This window comes from Pseudomonas sp. VS40, from assembly GCF_018587885.1.
Classification (GTDB): Bacteria; Pseudomonadota; Gammaproteobacteria; order Pseudomonadales; family Pseudomonadaceae; genus Aquipseudomonas; species Aquipseudomonas pergaminensis.
On the sequence record NZ_JAGYWD010000001.1, the window covers coordinates 178,333 to 201,391 of the forward strand.

A 23,059-nucleotide genomic window follows, 5' to 3' on the forward strand; every position below is an offset into this window, starting at 1 on the left:
CCGCGCAGTAGTTTTGAGCGCCGAATTGACGATCAGGAACTGCTCATGACCCGTGTTGCCGATTATCCGATCCACACCCAGTTCACCGACCGCTGGTCACCTCGCGCCTTCACCGGCGAGAGCATCTCCAAGGACACCCTGCTGAGCTTCTTCGAAGCCGCACGCTGGGCACCCTCCGCCTACAACTCGCAGCCGTGGCGTTTTCTCTACGCGCGCCGCGACACGCCAGACTGGGAGCGTTTCCTGGGTTTGCTGAATGAATTCAACCGTAACTGGGCGCAGCATGCATCGGCCCTGGTGATCATCGCCTCGAAAACCGACTTCACCGCCCCCGGCGCCACCGAAGAAACCCCGGCCCTGTGGCACACCTTCGACACCGGTTCCGCCTGGGGCCACCTGGCGCTGCAGGCCAGTCTCAGCGGCTGGCACACCCACGGCATGGCCGGATTCGATCAGGAGCTGACCCGCAAAGAGCTGAAAATCCCGGAAGGTTATGCACTGCATGCCGCCGTCGCGATTGGCAAATTGGGGGACAAGTCGAGCTTGCCGGAATACCTGCAAGGTCGCGAAGCCCCCAGCCCGCGCAAGCCGCTGAGCGAGCTGGTGTCAGAAGGCGATTTCAGCCTGTAGCACCACGTTAAGGCTGCCCCCGAGGGGGCAGTTGCAACGTCTACGCGATCAACCCACGGAACTGCGCCCTGAGCTTGTCAGCGTCACGCAGGAAATCGTCCCGGTGTATCGCAAACGTTGCGTCATCAAAGTGCAGGATATCCTGGGGCGGGAAGTCGAAATCCACCGGATAGACCTTGTTCTCTTTAGCCGAGTACATAAAGTTGGACAGCTGAACATCGTTGGGAAACATCTCTTTCTTCAGCAGGTCTGCCAACATCTCATCGAGTGCCGCTTTAGCCTGCGGCGGCAGACTGCGCGGTGCAATGGCATCCAGCGAGACCCCGTCTATTTTTTTCATTTTCAGGTAGCCGCGGCCGTTTTCGAACAGGGCCACGGCAAACCCTTCGCCGTAATACTCATTCAGGCACTGCGCTTGCCGCTCGAAGTAGTCAGGCACTTTTTGATGGCCCGACGTTCGCGTCTCCTTGTACACATGGACGCCGTCGAGGCTTTCGTAAAGACGGCTCTCGGAGCCACCGCCGATCATCCGCCCAAGGTCCGAGCCAACGCTGGGCGGGTTCCCCCCCATCGCCCCCAAGCGTATCCACTGGTCACCCTGCACATGCTGAACCAGCAGCGGAGTCTGCCGATTGGCACTGTAGATGCGCGCCTGCACCACGCCCTCGGGGGTGCGCGTGACTTCCCGGACTTCATAGACTGCCGCCCGGCCACTGTCGTCGATATGCCGGATATGGGACGTGTGACCATCCGCCGCCACATACACGCCCTGGCTGTTGCGCGAGCGCCCGGCAAGAGTGGATTTGGGTACTTTGTACTCGCGAAACAGCTTATTGCTCAGCTCCCGACCCGGTGCCACTTCCACTGTCGCCAGCACACCGTCGACCGCGCGCGCCTTGGCGGTAAAATCTTCCAGCGGGCTGCCATAAGCCTGCATCCTGTCCACGTCAAAGCTATACCACTTACCGTCCTTGAGCACCGCGCCGCCTTCAACCGTCTGGCCGGCCAGCTTGAAGGTACCGGTGGCCGCCACGCCGTGCTGTGCGCTTGCAGCCTTCAGCACGTCATAGCTTGCGGTGCCTCCGCGGAGTTTATTGACAGCCCGCACTCCCAGGCGGCCGCCTTTGCTCAATAGCCAGGCGCTCCCCACCGCCAAGTCCCCAAGGCCCGCCAGCGGGTTGAAGGCTTCAATGGCTGCCAGGCCGATAAAGCGCAGTGCATTGGCCAACCCGCGAATGCTGGTAAACCCCTTGGAAAAGGCTTTGCCGGCCTGGGCGGCTTTGCCCGCACCGAAGCTCAACAAACCCACCACATCCAGCGCCAGGTCCACCGCCCCCTCGCCATAATTGCCCTTGATGAAGTTGACGATGGCGGACCTGAACGGGATCAGGTTCAAGAAGAACTCACCGATGGCGTGGACGACATCCCGCGCCTCATCGTAGGAGGTGATGCCCCTGGCGTACGTCAACAAGTCTTTATTTTTCAAGTCCAGGGAACGGGCGAACACATCGCCAATGGCGTCGAAGCGGTCGCCACCCGCCCCCTGCCCCTCGTTGATCGTGCCCAAGAGCACGGTCTTACTGACCAGGTTCGCGTTCCGGGTCTCCATGTTCTTGGCGGTGTATGGCTGCGCATAGTGATCCCTCAGGTAGTTCTGTTTCTCGATCTTGCCGCTGCGGGTATCCAGCTCATAGACGTTGACCTCCCCATCACGCGTGGTCTTGACCTGCAGGGTATGCCCACGCGTCTTGAGGGTAAGCGGGGTCAGGAAATCCGTGGCCATGGTGTATTGATTGGTGTGGAAGAACTCCAGCTTGCCGTGCTTGAAGTTGTTCCTGTCCTTCAGTGGCAATGTGGAAATAAGGTAGCTGGCCAGGCCTTTGTGCCCCTGCTCCAGCGATTGAGTGGCCTTGTCGTACTGACGCTTGAAGGCCTCGGCCACCTTGAAGGCGCCGCCTTCATACAGCTCACAGAAACGCGTGACGGGGATTCGGGCGTCGTTGGACAACCAATGTTCCTGCGACCCCAGTACGGCCCCCTCCATCACAATATCGAGCATTGAACGCATCCCCGGAAAAAGCCCGGGGCGTCCTGGCCTGAGCCAGGCTTTCTGGATAGCGCGGATCTCGAACACACTCGGATCCACGCTTGGAAAACACTCCTTGAGTCTGGCCAGGGCCATTTCCCGACGACTGGGAACCTCGACCTGCACGGCGGCGCTGGCGTTCATCAACGCGCTCAATTGACTGTTATAGGCCGTGCGTGCGCGCTCCAGGTCACTGTCAGTCAAGGGCGATGCGGCATCGAGCACATCGTTGGCCACGGCCCAGTCGGTCAAGGCCTTACGCTGCATGGGCTGGATATCCAGACCGTTAGCACTTATTTGCCCCGACTTCGCCAGCACTTCGGCGTAGCTCATTGAGCGCGCAGCCCCTGGCGAATCCGCTTCGACCTTGGCGACCGCCATTGCCAGTTGGGCCCAGGTAAGGCTTCCATACGTGACAGTGGCAGGAATGTCCTTGACCAGAAACTCGGGCGCCGTCGACGCCAGCAGCAGGTGCGCCGCCAGCGTAGCGGTTTGAGACGTCGCCCGCCCCTGCTCGACCAGATGGCGCTCCAAGCCCTTAACCACCACGGACGCCGGCATGCCCCAGTGCGCGCTCTGCCCAAGGTCAAAGCCGCCGATCGGGCTGGCTTGCCCAAACTGCGGAGCCAGCCCGAGCTGGAGGGCGGCCATCACGTAATCATGCAGGCTTGTGTCAGTCGGCAAACCACCGAGTTCGTCCTGGATGACCCGTCCCAGTGCCTGGGCCTTGGGGGAAGCCAGCAGCTTTTGCAAGGCGAGTGCCGGGTCTTGCAGGTCGGCGTTGGTCACCGCACTGCCGCTGAGCAAATACCCCAACACGCCCTTGCGACTGTCCGGCATCACCTCGAGGATGGCTTGCCGTTGCGGCGCCGTCAGCGGAATCGGCCAAGAGAGCGCGCCGCCGAAATTGCCCAGTGCCGGCGCGGCTGCGGGACTGGCCCGCACGCTTTCAGTGGGTCTGGAGACTGTTGGGGCAGGGCTTTGCGCCTTCCCCGTTTGAATGAATGGGACAGAAGCGCGGGAAGCATTGAGGACGATCATGGATTTCACCAGTCCGTGGCCAAGAGGTCACTCTTGGTGCTGGAACCTGGCAAAACGGTTCCAGCAGGACGGTGAAACGTGATCAGTAACCGCGTTCGAAATCCACTTCGCCGCGCAGCGCTTGCTTGGCCTGATACGCCCGCAGGTTTTGCACAAACAGCGCCACCATCAATTCAGGCGAAGTCGGCGCCGAACTGTGGCCGGTGAGCAGCAGCCCCCAGGCTGTCCAGAACGGATGACGCTGTGGCAGCGGTTCCTGGCGGCACACATCAATCACCGCGCCGGCCAGATGCCCTTCTTTCAAGGCCTCGACCAGGTCGGCGTCCACCACCGCCACTCCGCGCCCGACGTTGATGAACAACCCGGTCGGCTTGAATTGCTTGAACAGCGCCGCGTCGTACAGGTCATGGGTGTTCGGCGTGTTGGGCAGCAGGTTGATCACATAGTCCACCTCCCCCACCAGCCGGCCCAGTTGGTCGAGCCCGGCCACTTCGATAAACGGCGCCTGCTCGCGTGCAGCGCTGGCAATACCGTAGAGCTTCACGCCGAACGGCAGCAGGAACTCGGCGACGCTCTGGCCGATATCGCCAGTACCGACGATCAGCGCCTTGCGCCCCGCCAGGCTCTGGCCCATGCGGTTGTCCCATTTGCGCTCGACCTGGCTTACCAGGCGCGCCAACACTTCACGTTCGTGGCCGAGCATGTAGGTGAGCACGAATTCGGCCATGACCTGGCCAAAGATGCCAACAGCCCGGGTCAGGCGGTAATCGCGGGGTAGGCCTTCGGCCAGCAATGGCGTGATGCCAGCCCACGTCGATTGCAGCCATTGCGGCTGATGGCCTTGACGCAACAAAGTGGCCAACAGGTCCGGCTGACCCAGCCATACCGGGCAATCGGCGGCCAGGCGCGACAGTTCGGCCGAGTCGCCGCTGGTGAGCACTTCAAGGTCAGGTGCCGCTTCGCCCAGCAGTTGGGCGTAGAGCGGGTGATCCTGTTCAGCAATCAGAACACGCATGCTTAAAACCTTTCAAAAACAGTACGGGCGGCCGCCCGCATCCTTACGGCCACCGCCCACTTATACGATTCCATTGAAGCACGCGCCCCGGACGGGGCACGGATCGATCACATCGGGTCGTTGCGGCGCAGCAGCTCTTCGGGCAAGTGTTCGATGTACTCGTCCTCGGCCGGTGGCATTTGCAGGTGATAGCCCTGCTTGTCGAGGTTTTCCAGGACCACGGCGATGTCCTCGCGGGACAGCTTGCGCTCCGGCGTCAGCACCATGTCAAACGCGTGATGGGCCTTGCCGAAGGCTTCCATCAAGGGTTCCGGCACGCGCTCCAGGGCGTCGCTTTTCAGCACGTAGAGGTACATCCCGTCTTTTTTCTTGCTGCGATAGATGGAGCAGATACGTTTCAAGGCTGTTCTCCGGCAGTGGCCAGGCTGTCGAGCAGCGCCTGGCCCATCAACTCGCGGCGCCAGCCACGCAGCGAGTCTGGCAATTTATAAGGCCCATCGGGATAGCCGCTTTTGACCAGGGCTTCGAGGGTTTTCTTGCGCAGCATCAGTTCCGGCGCCATGTCCAGGCGTTCGGCCTCTGCTTGACCAAGGGCGCGCAGTTGCTTGATCAGTGCGGCGGCATCCACCGGCAACGGTTCGGCAACGGCAGGCGGCCATTGGTCCATGGGCACGCTGCCGGCACGCTTGATCAGGTCCAGCAGGAACTGGCCGTCCTGACGCACGGTACGCGGGTGCATGTCTTCGATCTTGCCCAGCGCGGCGAGGTTATCCGGCTGGGATTTGGCCAGGGGCCACAATGAGTGTTCGCGAATGATGCGGTTGCGCGGCAGGTCCCGGGCACGGGCTTGTTGCTCGCGCCAGGCGCACAGTTCACGCAGCACGGCGAGCTGGGCGCGGGACAGCTTCCACGCCAGCTTGGCGTCGCGATACACCTCGTAAGGGTCGACTTCGCGGCGCAGGTTGGCGACCAATTCGGCGCCGTCCTCCAGCACCCAGGCGTATTTGTCATCCGACAGCTGCGGGCGCAGGCGGATGTACACCTCGGCCAGGTGCACCGCGTCTTCGGCGGCGTAGCTGACCTGCGTCTCGGACAATGGCCGCTGCAGCCAGTCCGAACGGGTCTCGCCCTTGGGCAGTTCGATATCCAGCACGGCTTGCACCAGGCGCGAATAGCCCATGGAGAAACCGAGGTTCAGGTAAGCCGCCGCCAATTGGGTGTCGAACAACGGCACCGGCAGGCTGCCGGTCAGGCGCAGCAACACTTCGAGGTCTTCGCTGCAGGCGTGCACCACCTTGATCACCGCCGGGTTTTCCAGCAAGGCGGCCAGGGGTTGCCAGTTGTCGATGGTCAGGGGGTCGATCAGGTAAGCGCGAACGCCATCACCGATCTGGATCAGCCCGGCAATGGGATAAAAGGTGTCGACCCGCATGAATTCGGTGTCGAGGGCGACGAATGGCAACTGCTGCCATTCGGCGCAATGCTGGCCGAGGCTATCGTTGTCGCAGATCCAGTGAATATCGATGGCCACACGGCTCTCCCTTGAAGAATGGCGCGCAGTATATATCGCGAAAGGGGCTAGCGAGCATCCGCAGTGCACAGGCGACCATGAAAACTCAGACAGGAGAGGAAGAATAGTCCGACAGGCGGGAGTTATCCTCTCTTACGCAGCACGTAAACCCGCCACAGGCTTGAGCCTGGCATGAACTCCTGATGGTGCAGGACCTTGAAGCCGGCCTGGCGGAACTCGTCTTCTACGGCCGTGCGCGCATTGACGGACACAATCACCGTGTCGCGGCTGACCCGGTGGAACTCGCGCAACAAGGCCAATCGCCCTTCGCTGCTGGGGACATGGCGAAACAATTCCAGGCAGAAAATGCAGTCCACCGCATTCGCCGACAAGCCAATGGAAAACGCCGAACCCTGAAACGTCTTGACGCGCTTGAGCAACGACGCCGGGTGGTGGGTGCGGGCGTGGTCGAGCATGTCCTGGGAATTGTCCGAGGCCAGGATCACACGGTTGACGTGCTCGGCCAGCACCGGCCAGAAACGTCCCGAGCCGCACGCCAGGTCCAGTACCAGCCCAGGTTCGCCAGCCACTTTCAGGGCCTGGCGCACCAACCATTCGTCGCGCCACGACGCCAGGCGCCGGCGCAACCCCGGCGGGCGCGTATCACCGCACACCCTGGCGTGCTCGCGGTCACAGCGCTCGGCGTATTCGATCTCGATAGAAGAAGGTGGTTGTGGCGACATCGCGGGCTCAGGTGAGTTGAACGGTAGTGAACGACCTTGATTCGCAGCTTAACCACTGCAATGTCAAAAAAAGGTCGAAGCCGTCACTGCCGTAGCCCCGATCACGCCTGGTGCAGATACCAGCGCCAATCCTGCTCGCCCACTTCGCCCATGAACTGGCGGTATTCGGCGCGCTTGACGGCCAGGTACACGCCCAGGAATTCACTGCCGAACGCGTCCCGCGCCCAACTCGACCCTTCCAGGGCACGCAGGGTGGTCAACCAGTCGGTAGGCAGCAACTCCTTGGCCTGGGCATAGCCATTGCCTTCAACCGGAGCGCCGGGGTCGCGTTGTTCACGGATGCCGCGATGGATACCGGCCAGGATCGCGGCGGCGGCCAGGTAAGGATTGGCGTCGGCGCCGCAGATGCGATGTTCGATATGCCGGGAGTTGGCCGGACCGCCCGGCACGCGCAAGCTGACGGTGCGGTTGTCCACCCCCCAGGTGGCGGCCAGGGGTGCGTAGCTGTTGGTCTGGAACCGACGGTAGGAGTTGGCGTTGGGGCAGAACAGCAGCAGCGAGTCGAGCAAGGTGCTGAGCATGCCGCCCACCGCCTGGCGCAGCAGCGGCGTGCCGTCGGTGGCCTCGCTGGCGAACAGGTTATTGCCCTCGGCATCCGCCAGGCTTACGTGCATGTGCATGCCGGTGCCCGCCAAGTCGTCGAACGGCTTGGCCATGAAGCAGGCGGTCATCCCGTGTTTATGCGCCACGCCCTTGACCAGCCGCTTGTAGCGCACGGCTTCGTCCATGGCTTGCAGAGCGTCGGTGCGATGCTCCAGGGTGATTTCCACTTGGCCCGGCGCGTATTCGGAAATCGCCGTGCGCGCAGGAATGCCCTGCAGTTTGCAGGCGCTGTAGAGGTCGGCAAGGAAGGGTTCGATCTGCTCCAGCTCACGCAGACCGTAGACCTGGGTCGAGCGTGGGCGCCCGCCATCCACATCGCGCGCCGGTTGCGGGCGGCCATTGCCGTCGGGCTTCTGGTCGAGCAGGTAGAACTCCAGCTCTGCCGCCATCACCGGGTAATAACCGTCGGCCTTGAGGCCATCGATCACCTTGGCGAGCAAATGCCGGGGGTCGGCCACGGTGGCGGGCAAGCCTTCGGTGGGGTGCATGCTGACTTGCACCGCAGCGGTGGGGATCAACCGCCACGGCATGCGTTGCAAACTGCCGCTGATCGGGTATGCGCGGCAGTCGATGTCACCCACCTCCCAGACCAGACCCGAGTTTTCCACGTCGTCGCCGTTGATGGTCAGCCCCAGGATAGTACTGGGCAAGGGGCGGCCGCTTGCATACACCGCCAGCAGTTCATCGCGGTGCAGCAACTTGCCGCGTGGTACGCCGTTGTTGTCGAGGATAAACAGCTCGAACATCTCGATGTCCGGATGCTGTTCGAGAAAAGACTGGGCTTCGTGCAGGCAGGCAAAAACACTCATGGGCATTCTCATACGTATGTGTCGGGCAGGCGCACAGGTGCGCGCCATCCTGGGGATGGATCAACGTAGGAATGAGGTGTCTGGTGGGCGTGCGTGTCGGCAGTGGAACAGGGCCCAGAACGCGAGATCGGACGGCAGTGTCGCGGGGTGGGTGTCGGAGGAGCCGTCCATGCGGTAATCACAGTGCTAGAGATAAACGCCAGCGTCACACGCCTGCATAGGTGGTTAAATTCAGGGTTGACGGAGTTTGGTTGCAACCTGGCTAAACATTTACCGCGCCTTGCCACCTGGCCCAGTGCTGGAAATAATGAGCGCCCAGCCCATGCCCCAAGGACTCGACCGCATGAAAGTTCCTTTCGCCCTGTGTGTACTCGGCCTGGCAACCAGCGCCCTAGCCGACACCGCCCCTTCGCGCCTGGACGAGGTGCTCAAGCGCGGCACGCTCACGGTCTGCACCACCGGCGACTACAAGCCCTACACCGCCTTGCGCGCCGACGGCCGCTATGAAGGCATCGACATTGCCATGGCCGAGTCCCTGGCCAAGAGCCTCAACGCCACCATCCAATGGGTGCCCACCACCTGGAAAACCCTGATGCCGGACTTCCTGGCCCAGCGCTGCGACATCGCCGTGGGCGGGATTTCGGTGTCCCTGGAACGCCAGAAGAAGGCGTTCTTCAGCCAGTCCCTGGGCGTCGACGGCAAGATCCCACTGGTGCGGTGCGACGATGTGAAGCGTTACCAGACCGTCGAGCAGATCAACCAGCCCCAGGTGCGGGTGATCGAACCGGCAGGCGGCACCAACGAAGTATTCGCCCGCGCCCACCTGGGCCAGGCGCAAATCCGTTTGCACGACAACGTAACCATCTTCGACGAACTGCTGTCGGGCAAGGCCGACGTGATGATCACCGACGCCAGCGAAGCGCGTTACCAGCAGAAGCTCAAGCCCGGGCTGTGTGCGGTCAACCCGGAGCGGCAGATGCAGTACAGCGAAAAAGCCTTTTTGCTGCCGCGTGATGACGTGGCCTGGAAGAGCTATGTCGATCAATGGTTGCACCTGAGCGTCGCCACCGGGGTGTATGACGGCATCGTCAACCAATGGCTGGCGGCGCCTTGAGCCAAGGCCGTCTACGCTGTGGTCACACCAACAATAACGAGGGATGGGCCATGAAGGGACTGCTCCGACTCAGCTGGCTGCTGCTGTTGTGTTTCAGCCAGGTGCACGCCGCGACGACTCAGGATGAGGACGCGCAGGCGGCCAAGGCGCTGCTGGAAAAAGCCTTGGCTTACTACCAGAGCAACGGCGACAAGGCCTTTGCCGCTTTTAGCCGGCAGGGCGAATTCGTCGACCACGACCGCTATGTGTTTGTGGTCGACACCAGAGGCGTGCTGCTGGCCAGTGGCGGGCCCTCCTCCGCCTTGATCGGCCGCGATGTGTCTGAAGTGCTGGGCCCGGATTTGCGCCAGTCGTTCAAGGACGCACTCAAGCGCCCGGAAGGCCAGGGCATCCAGCAGGCCGATTACCGCTGGCAGAACTGGAACGACGGCAAGGTTGAGCATAAACATGTGTTTTATCAGCGCGTGGGCGAACGCATCCTGGCGGTGGGTTATTACTTGCCACGGGCTACGCCGGAACAGGCCAGGGCCTTGCGCAACAAGGCGGTGAACGCGTTGCTCAAGGATGAAACCGGTACGCTCAAGGCCATCAACTCATTGCAGGGGGGATTCTTGCAGGATGATCTCTATGTGTTTGTGGTCGACCTGGATACCCAGCGCTATGTGGCCCACGGCACTAATCTGCGGCTGGTCAACACTGACTTCAGCAAGATCAAGGACCCGGACGGGAGGCCGGTTGGGGAGCCGATTCTCAAGCTGATGGCGGAGCAGGATCAGGGGGAATACAAGTACCGTTGGAAGAACCCGGTGACCGATAAGGTTGAGAATAAGCATGCGTATGTGCGCAAGGCGGGGCATTTCATGGTTGCGGTGGGGTATTACAGCCCTTGATGGGGTCTTGAAATGCGATGGTCTGTGGGGGGTTGCTCCCCCAATTTCGCTGTAACCCCCCGATCCAAAACTGTAGGAGTTGGCTTGCCAGCGATGGCGGCCTGACAGCCAACCACACTCTAACTGTCACCCCCGCGATTCAAATGTGGGAGCTGGCTTGCCTGCGAAGACGGCCTGACAGCCAACCACAATCTAACTGTCACCCCCGCGATTCAAAAATGTGGGAGCTGGCTTGCCAGCGAAGACTGCCTGATAGCCAACCACAATCTAACTGTCACCCCCGCGATTCAAAAATGTGGGAGCAGGCTTGCCTGCAAAGACGGCCTGACAGCCAACCACAATCTAACTGTCACCCCGCAATCCAAATGTGGGAGCTGGCTTGCCTGCAAAGACGGCCTGACAGCCAACCACAATCTAACTGTCACCCCCGCGATTCAAAAATGTGGGAGCTGGCTTTCCTGCAAAGGCGGCCTGACAGCCAACCACAATCTAACTGTCACCCCGCAATCCAAATGTGGGAGCTGGCTTGCCTGCGAAAACGGCCTGACAGCCAACCACAATCTAACTGTCCCCCCGCGATCCAAATGTGGGAGCTGGCTTGCCTGCGAAGGCGGCCTGACAGCCGACCTGGATGTTGGATCAGACCAAGTACATATCCGTTATTTAGGTAACGGCTGCTATGGGTTCCGCCCTTACGGCGGCTCACTTTGGAAAAGCCCCAAAGTAAGCAAAGGGCTCTTGCCCCAACACTCGGCACCTCGCTCACGCTCGGTGTGCCCGTAATCCGACAGGTATTTGGGGGGCCGCCGCCACGCGCCATCCATGGCGCGGGGCGGCTAAACCGGCATCCCTGCCGGTTTACCCCCCAAATCCCTGTCGAATTCCGGCCAGCGTGTTTGACGGGGCGCCTGAGATCAAAAGCGAGATCAAGATCAAGATCAAGATCAAGGGCGGCTCGCTTCGCATCGTGGTTGCGGTTGCGGTTGCTGTTCCTGCAGTTATTTAGCCTTGTCCTCACGGCCGCGCAGCACTCGGTTCGGCATTGCGATTGCCGCTGCGAGGCCCAGCAGGGACACTGCTGCGCTCACCATCAGCAAATGCCTGAACGTCACTGCCAGTTCTGCGCGCAGGCCGTCTTGCGCCGGGCCGGGGGCGGCGTTGAGGCCGTCGAGCAGTACGTTGCCGGAGGTGCCTTCCGCCAAAGGTGCACCGCTGGCCAGGTGGACGAAGCTGGAGTCCTGCAGCAGCGCCAGTAGCAGCGCCGACATGCACGCTACCCCTACTGCTCCACCAAGGGAGCGGAACAGGTTGGTGGTGCTGGTGGCGACGCCGATGTCGCGCTGGTCCACCGAGTTTTGTGTGCCCACCAACGAAGTGGGGAATTGCATGCCGGCGGCGATCCCGCACAGCAGCATGAACATCGCCGTCAGCCCCACTGCCTGGGGCGCGCTCAGGGCCATGCCGAGGATCGCGAAGGGGCTCAGCAGCGCACCGCTGAGGATCATCGGTTTATAGCGCCCGGTCACCGACGTCATGCGCCCGGCAAAATAGGCGCCCATCGGCAAGCCCATGGCCAGCGGCAGCAGGTGCAGGGCCGCGCTGTCGGCCCCGGAGCCGGTCACGGTCTGATAACGCAAGGGCATCAGTACCGTCAGGGAAATCGCCTGGAAACTGGTGAAAAAGATCGTGCACCAACACAACACCGCACTGCGGTTGGCGAACAGGTGCATCGGCAGCAGCGGCTCGCGTGCGCGGCGCTCGTGCCACACGAATAACGTCAACGCCACCAGAGCAGCCAGCAACAGCCCCAGCACTTCGTAGTCACGCCAAGGGTGGCCCTGGCCGATTTCGGTGATGCCCAACAGCAAGGCGGTCAGGCCGATGATCATGAGCACGGTGCCGAGGTAATCGATGATCGGCTTGCGCTGCGGTACCGGCAGCCCGACCAGGGTGCGATGGGCCACATACCAGGCGCCGGCGCCCAAGGGCAGGTTGATCAGGAACACCCAGCGCCACGACAGGTACTCGGTCATGTAGCCGCCGAGCACCGGCCCGGCGACGCTGGCCACCGCGTACATGCTGCTGAAATAGCCCTGGTAGCGCCCGCGTTCGCGGGGCGGGATGATGTCGCCGATGATCGCCTGGCTCACCGAGATCATGCCGCCGGCGCCGATGCCCTGGAGGATCCGCGCCAGCACCAGTTGCTCCATGCTTTGCGCCATGCCGCAGAACAGCGAGGCCAGGGTGAACAGGCCCATGCCGATCAGCATCATCGGCCGCCGCCCGTAGAGGTCGCCGAGCTTGCCGTAGATCGGCACCGCCACGGTCATCGCCACCATGTAGCCGGAGATGACCCAGGCCAGCAGGTTGACGTCATGGAACTGGGCGGAGATAGCGGGCATGGACACGGCGACAATGGTCTGGTCCAGGGCCCCCAGGAAGATCGCCATCATCAGTGAGGCGAGGATGCTGCGCACAGCAGGCAGCGGCGGAACGGGCGGGTTAAGGTGCGTCACGGCAGAACCTTCGAGCAGGGCCCGCGGGAAAAGGCGGCCCACGGGAATGCTCGATACGATAGCAGGCTATTCGATAGCTTCGTAAGGAAGTCCGACGTAATTTTCCGCGATGGTCGTGCGCCCTGCCTCGGAGTGGATGAAGTACTCAAGTTCACTTTCGGCGATGCGCTGGCTGAAGCCGTCTGCCTCGGGAAACTGATGCAGCATCGAGGTCATCCACCAGGAAAACCGCTCGGCTTTCCACACCCGCCGCAGGCAGATGGCGGAGTAGCGTTCCAGCAAGTCCACGCGCCCTTCGCCGTAGACCTTGAGCAAGATCCGATACAGCGTGCTCACATCACTGGCCGCCAGGTTCAAGCCCTTGGCGCCGGTGGGCGGCACGATGTGAGCCGCATCCCCCAGCAGGAACAGGCGCCCATACTGCATCGGCTCCACCACGAAACTGCGCAGCGGCGCGATGCTTTTTTCGATCGAGGGGCCGGTGACCAAGCCCTCGGCGAGGTGGCTGGGCAGACGCGTTTTCAGTTCGTCCCAGAAGCGCGCATCGGGCCATTCATCAATCGGTTCGTCCACCGGCACCTGCAGGTAATAACGGCTGCGGGTCGGTGAACGCATGCTGCACAAGGCAAAGCCACGCGGGTGTTTGGCATACACCAACTCCGCGTGCACCGGCGGTGTGTCGGCGAGGATGCCCAACCAACCAAAAGGATAGACCCGTTCGAAGACGCTGAGCGATTCGGCTGGGATCGATTGACGCGCGACACCGTGGAAACCATCGCACCCCGCGATGTAGTCGCACTCCAAGCGATAGGCTTCGCCCTGATGTTCAAAGGTCAGCCAGGGCTGATCACTTTTGAGCCCGTGGGGCTGCACATGGCTGGCTTCATACAGGGTAGTGGCGCCTGCGGCGGCGCGGGCGGCCATGAGGTCGCGGGTGACTTCGGTCTGGCCGTAGATCATCACCGACTGGCCACCGGTCAGCGCCTTGAGGTCGATGTGGGTAAGCTGTCCGTTCAGTGCCAATTCGAACCCGTCATGCACCAGGCCTTCGCTATCCATACGGTGATTGACGCCCGCCTGCCTCAGCAGGTCGACCATGCCTTGCTCCAGCACCCCGGCACGGATACGGCCTTGCACGTAATCGGCGCTCTGGCGCTCTAGGATAAGGGTCTCGATACCGGCGTTGTGCAGCAGTTGGCCGAGCAACAGTCCCGAGGGACCGGCGCCGATAATGGCGACTTGGGTTTTCAGCATTTTCATTATTTTTATCGCCCGCAAGCTCCACCCGAACGGATAGGGTGAAAGAATTGTCATTGGTCTTGTAGCTGACATTTTTCACTTGAGTGGTCGGTATAAGAAGGTGAAAACTGAGCCAAAGCCTGCGCTTTTTGCCAATCGGGGCGATTACCGCACCACTCTCCTGGGTATCGGACTGAAACCATGACCAAAACCGCGATTCCGGTCTTCAAGCTTTACGGGGAAAACCAGCAATGGCCGACCCCCGATTTGTTGCACTGTGAAACCATTTCCCGGCGCAGTCGGGAATACCAGTGGGAAATCCAGCCCCACCGGCACGCGGACCTGTGCCAATTGCTGTATGTGCACAAAGGCCAGGCAGAGTTGGAAATCGAAGGCCAGCGCTCCACCCTGAACGAAGCGACATTGCAGGTATTGCCGCCGCTGTGTGTGCACGGGTTTCGTTTTTCCGAGGACGTCGAAGGCTACGTGGTGACGCTCGCCGCGCCGCTGGTCAGCCACTTGCAAACCCAGCTGGGCACCACGGTGGACGGCTTGCAGGCGCTGGGCAACTACCCGGCGGGCAAGGACAGTGACTACCTGAACAGCCAGTTCGCGCGCCTGCAGGATGAATACGCCGACGAACAGCCGGCACGGGACATGATGATGCATGCACTGGTCAGCGTGCTGCTGGTGTGGATCAGCCGCCAGGCCATCCAGCGTCGCCACCCACGGGCACCGAGGGGGCGCGAATACTTTCGACGCTTTACCCAGTTGGTCGAGCAGCATTACCGCGAACACCCGAAGATCGAAGACCTGGCCCACAAACTGGGCATCTCGGTCTCTCACCTGAACGGCACGTGTCGGGAATTGGGTGGGCAGCCTGCGCTGCAGATCATGCACGATCGCCAACTGCTGGAGGCCAAGCGCTTGCTGACCTACACCAGCATGACCATCAATGAAATGTCGGAGGTGTTGGGTTTTTCCGATCCGACCAACTTCTCTCGACTGTTCCGTCGCCGGGTCGGGTTCTCACCGAAGGCATTTCGCGAGCAACTGAAAACCGAAGCACCACCCAATTGAGTGTGGAAGCCCGCTCCCACTTTCAGATGCCCGGCTGTCCGCTTTTAACGCAAAGCGCTGAAGCTGCCGGTATGGGGAACGCATTGATCCTGATGGCAGCTGATCGCAAAGGTTGGCTGCATACGGGTCTGCTCCACGCGGTAGGCGGCGGTCCCGTAAAGCGCGCTGGCGATGGCGCACAGGCTGACAATCATCAGGTACTTTCTGGTTTTAATGCTCATGGCACAGACCTCTGAGCGGATCTACACGGTGCTATTCAAAGCATAGGTCAACAGCGCCAAGTTGCCATTATCGGGCGACATTCAACCTCTTTATATCAGCCTAGAGACCGACGTCCCACGCGGGCTCTTCCGGGAACCTCAGCACCAGGAAATCCAACAGGCTGCGCAGCGCCGAAGGCATGTGCTTGCGCGAGGCGTACACGGCGTAGATGTTCATCTGCCGGGGCTCGGCCTCGGGCAGCAGGCGGACCAGTTCGCCGCGTCGGATGTAATCGCCGGCCTGGTAGCTGGGCAGCATCGACACCCCGGCCCCGGCCAGCGTCACGCGCAGCAAGGTGCTGGCTTCGTTGGAGGTGATGTTGCCGTTGATGGGCACCGAGACGTGCTCGCCGCCTTCTTCGAAATGCCACAGGCTTTTGCCGAAGTAGGAATGGGTGAGGCAGTTATGCCCTGCGAGGTCTTCGACTTTCTGCGGCGCCGGATGGGCCTGTAAATAGGCCTGCGAGGCGCACACCACGGAGCGACAAACGGTGAGGCGTCGGGCAATGAGGTTGGGGTCCAGGTCGTTGCTGGTACGGATGGCCAGGTCGATGCGCTCATCTACCAGGTTCACGGTGCGGTCGAGCATTTGCAGGTCAACGGTCACCAGCGGGTAGCGCCTGACGTATTCAGCGATGGCCTCGGCCAATTGCGCCTGGCCGAACGAGGTGCTGACACTCAGGCGCAGCAGACCCCGTGGCGCGTCATCGGGCTCGCTGACGGCGGCCTGCATATCGCAGCTCAGTTCCAGCATTTGCCGACAGCGTGGCAGGGTTTCAATCCCCGCCGCCGTGAGGCTCAGCTTGCGCGTGGTGCGGTGCAGCAGGCGCGCGCCGACCCAGTCTTCCAGCTCGGCCAGGTAGCGTGACACCACTGGGCGCGAGAGGTCCAGATGATCGGCCGCGGCGGACTGGCTGCCCAGGTCCACCACCGTGACAAACACGCGCATTGCTTGAAGACGATCCATGATTTGCCCGATTTTAGAAACAAACTATGTCCCAGCATCGCATTTTTAGTCTGGTTTTGTGCAACTAAGCTCTGTGCATCCCTTACCGATGCTGGAGCTGCCCGATGTTCTCAACCTTCAAGCGCTTGACCCTGGCGACCGCCGCCCTGGCCTTTGCCGCCCATGCGACCGCCGCCGACCTGAGCCTGGAGGTGTACAACCCCGGCGAAGCGGCAATCTTCCCGGTCAGCTCAGTGCTGGTCAGCGGGGCCAAGGACGCGATCCTGGTAGACGCCCAATTCGGCAAAGGCCAGGCCGAGCAACTGGTGCAGAAGATCCGCGCCAGCGGCAAACACCTCACCACCATCTACATCAGCCACGGCGACCCGGACTACTACTTCGGCCTCGACACCCTCACGGCGGCCTTCCCCGACGCAAACGTGCTGGCCCCGCAACCCGTGGTCGACCACATCAAGGCGACCGTGGCCGGCAAACTTGAGTTCTGGGGCCCGAAAATGGGGGCCGACAAACCCGCCAAGACCATCGTGCCGCAGGTACTCCAAGGCCACAGCCTGAGCCTCGAAGGCCAGCAGTTGGACGTGATCGGCCTGGACGGCCCGCAGCCGGATCGCACCTTTGTGTGGATCCCGTCGATCAAGGCCGTGGTCGGCGGCGTGGTTGTCGCCGAAAACATTCACGTGTGGATGGCTGACACCCAGAGCGAGCAATCCCATAAAGATTGGCTGGCTACCCTGCAGCGCATCGAAGAGCTGAAACCGCGCACCGTGATCCCGGGCCACTACCTGGGCACACCGTCACTGAAATCCGTGGCCTTTACCGCCGACTACATCAAGGCCTTCGACGCCGAGACCGCCAGGGCCAAGGACTCCGCCGCCCTGATCACGGCCATGAAAAAGCGTTATCCCACCCTTGCCGACGAAAGCTCGCTGGAACTCGGCGCCAAAGTCGCCAAGGGCGAGATGAAGTGGTGATGGGTTTTAACCCCTGACGAACTGGAGAACGACATGAGCAAGATCGCAATCATTGGGGCCACCGGCCGTGCGGGTAGCCAACTGTTGGAAGAAGCCTTGCGCCGTGGGCATAGCGTTGTGGCCATTGCGCGTAATACCGACACGCTGGCGGCGCGCCCTGGCGTCACCGTCAAGCAAGTGGATGCACTGGATGCCGCCGCCCTGCAACAGGCCGTGAGCGGCAGCGACGTGGTGATCAGCGCGGCGCATTTCGCCACCCTGCCCGCCCCAGCCGTGATCGGGCCGGTGAAGAAAGCCGGGGTGAAACGCTTGCTGGTGGTGGGCGGTGCCGGTTCACTGCTGCTGCCGGGTGGCGGTCGGGTGATCGACAGCGAAGGTTTCCCGGCGGAGTACAAAGCCGAAGCCAGCGCAGGGGCAGCGTTTCTCGACACGCTGCGTCAGGAAAAAGAGCTGGATTGGACCTTCCTGTCGCCCTCGGCGGAATTCGTCGAAACCGAGCGCACCGGCACATTCCGTGTGGGCCAGGACGATCTGCTGGTGAGCAGTGAAGGCCGCAGCTGGATCAGCTTTGCCGACTACGCCATCGCCCTGATCGACGAAGTGGAAACACCCAAGCACTCGCGCCAACGCTTCACCGTCGGCTACTGACACCCCCTCCCTTGTAGGAGCCCGGCTTGCCGGCGATGGCGATTTCAAGGTCGCCATCGCCGGCAAGCCGGGCTCCTACAACGGGGATTTGGCGTTCATGACCAGCCAGTTCATCAGGGCCTCCAGCCCTGCCGAAGGCTCGGTACCCGGTGGATACACCAGGTAATACCCCATCCCCGTCGGCACCCTCAGTTCAAACGGCGTCGCCAACCGCCCTGCCTTCAAATCCTCGCCAATCAACGCACTGTCGCCAATTGCCACGCCGGAACCTTGGGACGCCACCGTCATCGCCAAGTCCAGCGTTTCAAAATGATGCCCCTGGCTCAAATTGCTCAGTCGCGTATTCGCCGCCTTCAGCCACAGCGCCCAATCCCGCTCATCCCGCGTGGGGTGCAGCAGCACTTGTTGCTGCAGGTCTGCCGGTGCGTGCAAGGCACCGAGCAAAGCCGGCGCGCACACCGGGGTGAGTTGTTCATCGAACAAATGCCGCGCCTGCGCCAACTGCTCGGCGATGGGTGCGTAGATCACCGCCGCGTCGAATTGCTCGCGGCGAAAGTCCACGGTGTAGGCCACGGTGGTGGTGAGTTCCACGGGGACGTCCGGGCGCTCCTTCTGCCATTGCATCAGGCGTGGCAGCAGCCAGCGCATCACACAGGTGGAGGCCTTGAGTTGCAGGGTCTGGCGGCGACTGCCGATTTGCTCGACCGCCTCGCCGATCAGGCCAAACACCTGGTGTGCGCGCAGGGACCATTCGCGGCCTTCTTCGGTCAGGCTCAAGCCCCGCGCCTGGCGTTGGAACAGCGCGTAGCCCAAATGGCTTTCCAGCCCGGCAATCTGCCGGCTCACCGCGCCCTGGGTGATGTGCAGTTGCTCGGCGGCGCGGGTGAAGTTGCAGCACTGGGCCGTGACCCAGAAGGTGTGCAACGCGGGCAGCGGCGGAAGGCGTTTCATAAGGGCTGAGCCATGACGTGAGGACATGGCTAGTATGACTTTTTATCGATTGTTGTCGCTACGGGCCAGCCGGTCCAATAACGCCTTACCTCAACAATAAGAGCGACATGTATGGCGACCTGCGGCGAAGTATTGGTCAACCTCCTGGAAGGCTATGGCGTGGACCAGGTGTTTGGCATCCCCGGCGTGCACACCGTGGAGCTGTACCGCGGCCTGGCCCGCTCCAGCATCCGTCACGTCACCCCGCGCCACGAACAGGGCGCCGGCTTCATGGCCGACGGTTATGCGCGTACCAGTGGCAAGCCCGGCGTGTGCTTCATCATTACCGGCCCCGGCATGACCAATATCACCACCGCCATGGGCCAGGCCTATGCCGACTCGATCCCGATGCTGGTGATCTCCAGCGTGCAGTCACGTAGCCAATTGGGCGGCGGGCGCGGCAAGTTGCATGAGCTGCCGAACCAGGGCGCGATGATGGCCGGCGTGGCGGCGTTCTCCCATACCTTGATGTCGGCGGCGGAATTGCCCGGTGTGCTGGCGCGGGCGTTTGCGTTGTTCCAGGCCGGACGACCCCGCCCGGTGCACATCGAAATCCCGCTGGATGTACTGGTGGAAAATGCCGATGCACTGCTGGGCAGTGAGCCGGTCAGCGTGGCCCGTGCCGGTGCGGCGCCGTCGGCGGTCAAGCAGATGAGCCAGTTGCTCGCCGCCGCCAAGCGGCCCTTGATTCTCGCCGGTGGCGGCGCCATCGACGCCGCCCCCGCACTGACGCAATTGGCCGAGGCGCTCGGCGCGCCCGTGGCCCTGACCATCAACGCCAAAGGCCTGCTGCCGGCCCGTCACCCGCTGTTGATCGGCTCGACCCAGACCCTGATCGCCACCCGCGCGCTGGTGGCCGAAGCCGACGTGGTGCTGGCCATCGGCACCGAGCTGGCGGAAACCGACTACGACGTCACCTTCGCCGGCGGCTTCGAGATTCCCGGGGCCTTGCTGCGTATCGACATCGACCCGGACCAGACCGTGCGCAACTACCCACCGCACGTCGCCTTGGTAGCCGATGCGCACATTGCCGCCGAAGCCTTGCTGGCCGAGCTGAGCAGCCAGCCATTGCCGCCACGCAACAGTGCCTGGGGCGCTGACCGTGTGGCACGCCTGTGGGCCGAGCTGAACCCTGCCTGGGACGCCGCCACCCGTGCGCAAACGCTGTTCCTCACTACCATCCTGGAGACATTGCCCAACGCCGTGCTGGTCGGCGACTCGACCCAACCGGTGTACAGCGGCAACCTCACCCTGAACCTCGACCACCCACGCCGCTGGTTCAATTCGTCCACCGGCTACGGCACCCTCGGCTATGCCCTGCCCGCTGCCATTGGCGCCTGGCTGGGGCGCGGCGATGGGCAACCGGTGGTGTGCCTGATCGGCGACGGCGGCCTGCAATTCACCTTGCCGGAACTGGCCAGCGCCGTGGAAGCGCGCACGCCCCTCATCGTGTTGCTGTGGAATAACCACGGCTATGAAGAGATCAAGAAATACATGCTCAACCGCGCCATCGAGCCGGTCGGCGTGGACATCTACACCCCGGACTTTATCGGCGTGGCCAAGGCGCTGGGCTGTACGGCCGAAAGCATCCAGGGCATCGAGCAACTGCGCACAGCATTGCGCAGCGCCGCCGATCGCCAGGGGCCGACGCTGATCGAAATCGACCAAGGGCTGTGGATGAAGGAGGTGGCGGTATGAGCGCGGTATTGGACGGGATCTACATCGACGGCGCGTGGCATGCCGGTCATGACGTCATTGAGGTGATCAACCCGGCCACCGAGGCGCTGCTGGCCCAGGTCAGCGTGGGCGATGCGCTGGCAGTGAAGCGGGCGGTCGGCGCCGCCAGCGCAGCCTTTGGCGACTGGTCGAAAAGCACCGGCCGCGATCGTGCCGCCCTGCTGCGCAAGATCGCCCAGGGCGTCAGCGAGCAGCGTGAACAACTGATGCATCTGCAGTCGAGCAATAACGGCAAGCCGCTGTTTGAAGCCGCGATCGATGTGGACGACGTGATCGCCACCTTCGAGTATTACGCCACGGTAGCCGACGACATGGACGCCGGCCAGGACCGTGCGGTGACGCTGCCCAGTGACGACTTCCGCGCACGCCTGCGCCGTGAACCGTGCGGCGTGGTGGGGCTGATCGTGCCGTGGAATTTCCCGATGGTGACCACCGCCTGGAAACTCGCTCCGGCCCTGGCAGCCGGTTGCTGCGTGGTGCTCAAACCGTCGGAAGTCACGCCCTTGGCCGAGTTGCAATTGGCGCGGATTATCGCCGAGGCCGGCGTGCCGGCTGGGGTATTCAACCTGGTCTGCGGCACAGGCCTGGACGTCGGCGCGCCGTTGGCGGCAGACCCTCGCGTCGCGAAGATCTCCTTCACCGGCAGTAACGCCGTCGGCGTGCAGGTGATGCAACGCGCGGCCGAAACCATCAAGGGCGTGAGCCTGGAATTGGGCGGCAAATCTTCATTGTTGGTGCTGGCGGATGCCGACCTGGACCTGGCGGTGGAACTGGCCTGTGGCGGCGGATTTTTCAACGCCGGCCAGATGTGCTCCGCCACCAGCCGCGTATTGGTGGCTGACAGCCTGGCGGATGAATTCCTGCGGCGTGTGCAGGCACGCGCTGAAAGCATTCGCGTGGCCGACCCCTTTGCCGATGGAGTAGAAATGGGCGCGCTGATCAACCGCGTGCAGTATCAGCGGGTGCTGGGGCATATCCAGCGCGGCATCGAAGACGGCGCCCGTTTGCTCTGCGGCGGTAAACGCCCGGCAGATTTGCCCAAGGGCTTCTTCATTCGCCCCACCGTGTTCACCGATGTGCCACTGGACAGCGCACTGTGGAACGAAGAAATCTTCGGCCCAGTCCTGTGTGTCCGCCGTTTTGCCTCTGAGGAAGACGCCATCGCCCTGGCCAATGCCAGTGAGTTCGGCCTCGTCGCCAGCGTCGTCAGCACCCATACCGAGACCGCAGAACGCGTCGCCAATGCCTTGCAAGCCGGCCTGGTGTGGATCAACGCACCGCAAGTCATCTTCCCGCAGACCGCGTGGGGCGGTTACAAACAAAGCAGCATCGGCCGCGAACTAGGCCCGTGGGGACTCGCCACGTTTCAAGAGATCAAACACGTAATCAGCTCCAACTAACCTAACCACAATGCGAAGCGAGCCGCTGTTGCTCGTGATCTTGATCTTGATCTTGATCTTGATCCTGCTTTTGATCTTGATCCTGCTTTTGATCTTGATCTTGATCCTGCTTTTGATCTCAGGCGCCCCGTCAAACACGCTGGCCGGAATTCGACAGGGATTTGGGGGGTAAACCGGCAGGGATGCCGGTTTAGCCGCCCCGCGCCATGGATGGCGCGTGGCGGCGGCCCCCCAAATACCTGTCGGATTACGGGCACACCGAGCCTAAGCGAGGTGCCGAGTGTTGGGGCAAGAGCGTTTTGCTTACTTTTGCGCTTTTCAAAAGTGAGCCGCCGTAAGGGCGGAACCAATACCAGCCGTTACCCAAATAACGGATATGTACCCGGTCAGATCCAACATCCTGGTCGGCTGGCAGGCCGCCTTCGCAGGCAAGCCAGCTCCCACATTTGTATCGTGGGGTGACAGTTAGAGTGTGGTCGGCTGTCAGGCCGCCTTCGCAGGCAAGCCAGCTCCCACATTTTTGGATCGCGGGGTGACAGTTAGATTGTGGTCGGCTGTTAGGCCGCTTTCGCAGGCAAGCCAGCTCCCACATTTTTGGATCGCGGGGGGGACAGTTAGATTTTGGTCGGCTGTTAGGCCGTCTTCGCAGGCAAGCCAGCTCCCACATTTTTGGATCGCGGGGGGACAGTTAGATTGTGGTCGGCTGTCAGGCCGCTTTCGCAGGCAAGCCAGCTCCCACATTTTTGGATC

General features: G+C 62.2%; 19 protein-coding genes. 8 read left to right on the plus strand and 11 right to left on the minus strand.

The genetic code is table 11. The features are described 5' to 3' along the window. Positions 1–45: 45 nt before the first annotated feature. Positions 46–630, plus strand: coding sequence for a nitroreductase family protein (locus KHP07_RS00795; protein ID WP_078047400.1), 585 nt, complete (start codon positions 46–48; stop codon positions 628–630). A gap of 40 nt (positions 631–670) precedes the next feature. On the opposite strand, the gene KHP07_RS00800 is transcribed toward KHP07_RS00795, so the two are convergent. The 6 genes from KHP07_RS00800 to KHP07_RS00825 form a co-directional block, all read right to left on the minus strand. Beyond that, positions 671–3,661 (minus strand): OspG family effector kinase, encoded by a 2,991-nt coding sequence (locus KHP07_RS00800; RefSeq protein WP_214496430.1) that lies wholly within the window; start codon positions 3,659–3,661, stop codon positions 671–673. A gap of 178 nt (positions 3,662–3,839) precedes the next feature. Continuing rightward, positions 3,840–4,772 (minus strand): D-2-hydroxyacid dehydrogenase, encoded by a 933-nt coding sequence (locus KHP07_RS00805; protein WP_078047397.1) that lies wholly within the window; start codon positions 4,770–4,772, stop codon positions 3,840–3,842. A 107-nt stretch (positions 4,773–4,879) separates the two neighbouring features. Next, positions 4,880–5,173: a YcgL domain-containing protein gene (locus tag KHP07_RS00810; RefSeq protein WP_003189597.1), complete on the minus strand. Its 294-nt coding sequence runs from the start codon at positions 5,171–5,173 to the stop codon at positions 4,880–4,882. Next, positions 5,170–6,303, minus strand: coding sequence for a ribonuclease D (rnd, locus tag KHP07_RS00815; RefSeq protein ID WP_078047396.1), 1,134 nt, complete (start codon positions 6,301–6,303; stop codon positions 5,170–5,172). Before rnd ends, KHP07_RS00810 begins: the two co-directional genes overlap by 4 nt. Before the next feature lie 122 nt (positions 6,304–6,425). Next, entirely contained in the window at positions 6,426–7,025 is a 600-nt protein-coding gene (locus tag KHP07_RS00820) for a class I SAM-dependent methyltransferase (RefSeq protein ID WP_078047395.1), read from the minus strand. Between the two features lie 101 nt (positions 7,026–7,126). Further along, the gene (locus KHP07_RS00825) at positions 7,127–8,497 is read right to left on the minus strand and encodes a glutamine synthetase family protein (RefSeq protein WP_078047394.1); all 1,371 of its coding nucleotides are present in this window, start codon (positions 8,495–8,497) and stop codon (positions 7,127–7,129) included. Positions 8,498–8,840: 343 nt separating this feature from the next. Between KHP07_RS00825 and KHP07_RS00830 the strand changes: the two genes are divergently transcribed. Then, positions 8,841–9,611, plus strand: a complete 771-nt coding sequence (locus KHP07_RS00830; RefSeq protein ID WP_099494380.1) for a transporter substrate-binding domain-containing protein — start codon at positions 8,841–8,843, stop codon at positions 9,609–9,611. A gap of 50 nt (positions 9,612–9,661) precedes the next feature. Beyond that, a complete protein-coding gene (locus tag KHP07_RS00835) occupies positions 9,662–10,501 on the plus strand; it encodes a cache domain-containing protein (protein WP_214496431.1) in 840 nt (279 codons plus the stop codon). Positions 10,502–11,499: 998 nt separating this feature from the next. Here KHP07_RS00835 and KHP07_RS00840 read toward each other — a convergent pair. Together KHP07_RS00840 and pobA are read right to left on the minus strand one after the other, a co-directional pair. Then, a complete protein-coding gene (locus KHP07_RS00840) occupies positions 11,500–13,017 on the minus strand; it encodes an MDR family MFS transporter (protein ID WP_214496432.1) in 1,518 nt (505 codons plus the stop codon). Positions 13,018–13,083: 66 nt separating this feature from the next. Further along, positions 13,084–14,268, minus strand: a complete 1,185-nt coding sequence (gene pobA, locus KHP07_RS00845) for a 4-hydroxybenzoate 3-monooxygenase (RefSeq protein WP_177409522.1) — start codon at positions 14,266–14,268, stop codon at positions 13,084–13,086. A 189-nt stretch (positions 14,269–14,457) separates the two neighbouring features. On the opposite strand from pobA, the gene KHP07_RS00850 reads away from it, so the two are divergent. Continuing rightward, positions 14,458–15,336 (plus strand): helix-turn-helix domain-containing protein, encoded by an 879-nt coding sequence (locus tag KHP07_RS00850; RefSeq protein ID WP_099494378.1) that lies wholly within the window; start codon positions 14,458–14,460, stop codon positions 15,334–15,336. A gap of 44 nt (positions 15,337–15,380) precedes the next feature. Here the strand turns inward: KHP07_RS00850 and KHP07_RS00855 are convergent, their stop codons facing one another. After that, the gene (locus KHP07_RS00855) at positions 15,381–15,557 is read right to left on the minus strand and encodes a hypothetical protein (RefSeq protein WP_177409469.1); all 177 of its coding nucleotides are present in this window, start codon (positions 15,555–15,557) and stop codon (positions 15,381–15,383) included. A 100-nt stretch (positions 15,558–15,657) separates the two neighbouring features. After that, entirely contained in the window at positions 15,658–16,563 is a 906-nt protein-coding gene (locus KHP07_RS00860; RefSeq protein ID WP_078047388.1) for a LysR family transcriptional regulator, read from the minus strand. A gap of 104 nt (positions 16,564–16,667) precedes the next feature. Here KHP07_RS00860 and KHP07_RS00865 point away from each other — a divergent pair, with 104 nt between their 5' ends. Together KHP07_RS00865 and KHP07_RS00870 are read left to right on the plus strand one after the other, a co-directional pair. Then, positions 16,668–17,534: an MBL fold metallo-hydrolase gene (locus KHP07_RS00865; RefSeq protein ID WP_078047387.1), complete on the plus strand. Its 867-nt coding sequence runs from the start codon at positions 16,668–16,670 to the stop codon at positions 17,532–17,534. Positions 17,535–17,567: 33 nt separating this feature from the next. Next, on the plus strand, positions 17,568–18,182 hold the full coding sequence (locus KHP07_RS00870) for an NAD(P)-dependent oxidoreductase (protein WP_099494377.1): 615 nt from the start codon (positions 17,568–17,570) through the stop codon (positions 18,180–18,182). Positions 18,183–18,257: 75 nt separating this feature from the next. Here KHP07_RS00870 and KHP07_RS00875 read toward each other — a convergent pair whose 3' ends face one another. Beyond that, positions 18,258–19,133 (minus strand): LysR substrate-binding domain-containing protein, encoded by an 876-nt coding sequence (locus tag KHP07_RS00875; RefSeq protein ID WP_214496433.1) that lies wholly within the window; start codon positions 19,131–19,133, stop codon positions 18,258–18,260. A gap of 111 nt (positions 19,134–19,244) precedes the next feature. Between KHP07_RS00875 and KHP07_RS00880 the strand changes: the two genes are divergently transcribed. Then, a complete protein-coding gene (locus KHP07_RS00880; RefSeq protein ID WP_214496434.1) occupies positions 19,245–20,870 on the plus strand; it encodes a 5-guanidino-2-oxopentanoate decarboxylase in 1,626 nt (541 codons plus the stop codon). Then, on the plus strand, positions 20,867–22,309 hold the full coding sequence (locus tag KHP07_RS00885; RefSeq protein WP_214496435.1) for an aldehyde dehydrogenase family protein: 1,443 nt from the start codon (positions 20,867–20,869) through the stop codon (positions 22,307–22,309). The genes KHP07_RS00880 and KHP07_RS00885 overlap by 4 nt, the downstream gene beginning before the upstream one ends. Positions 22,310–23,059: the final 750 nt, after the last annotated feature.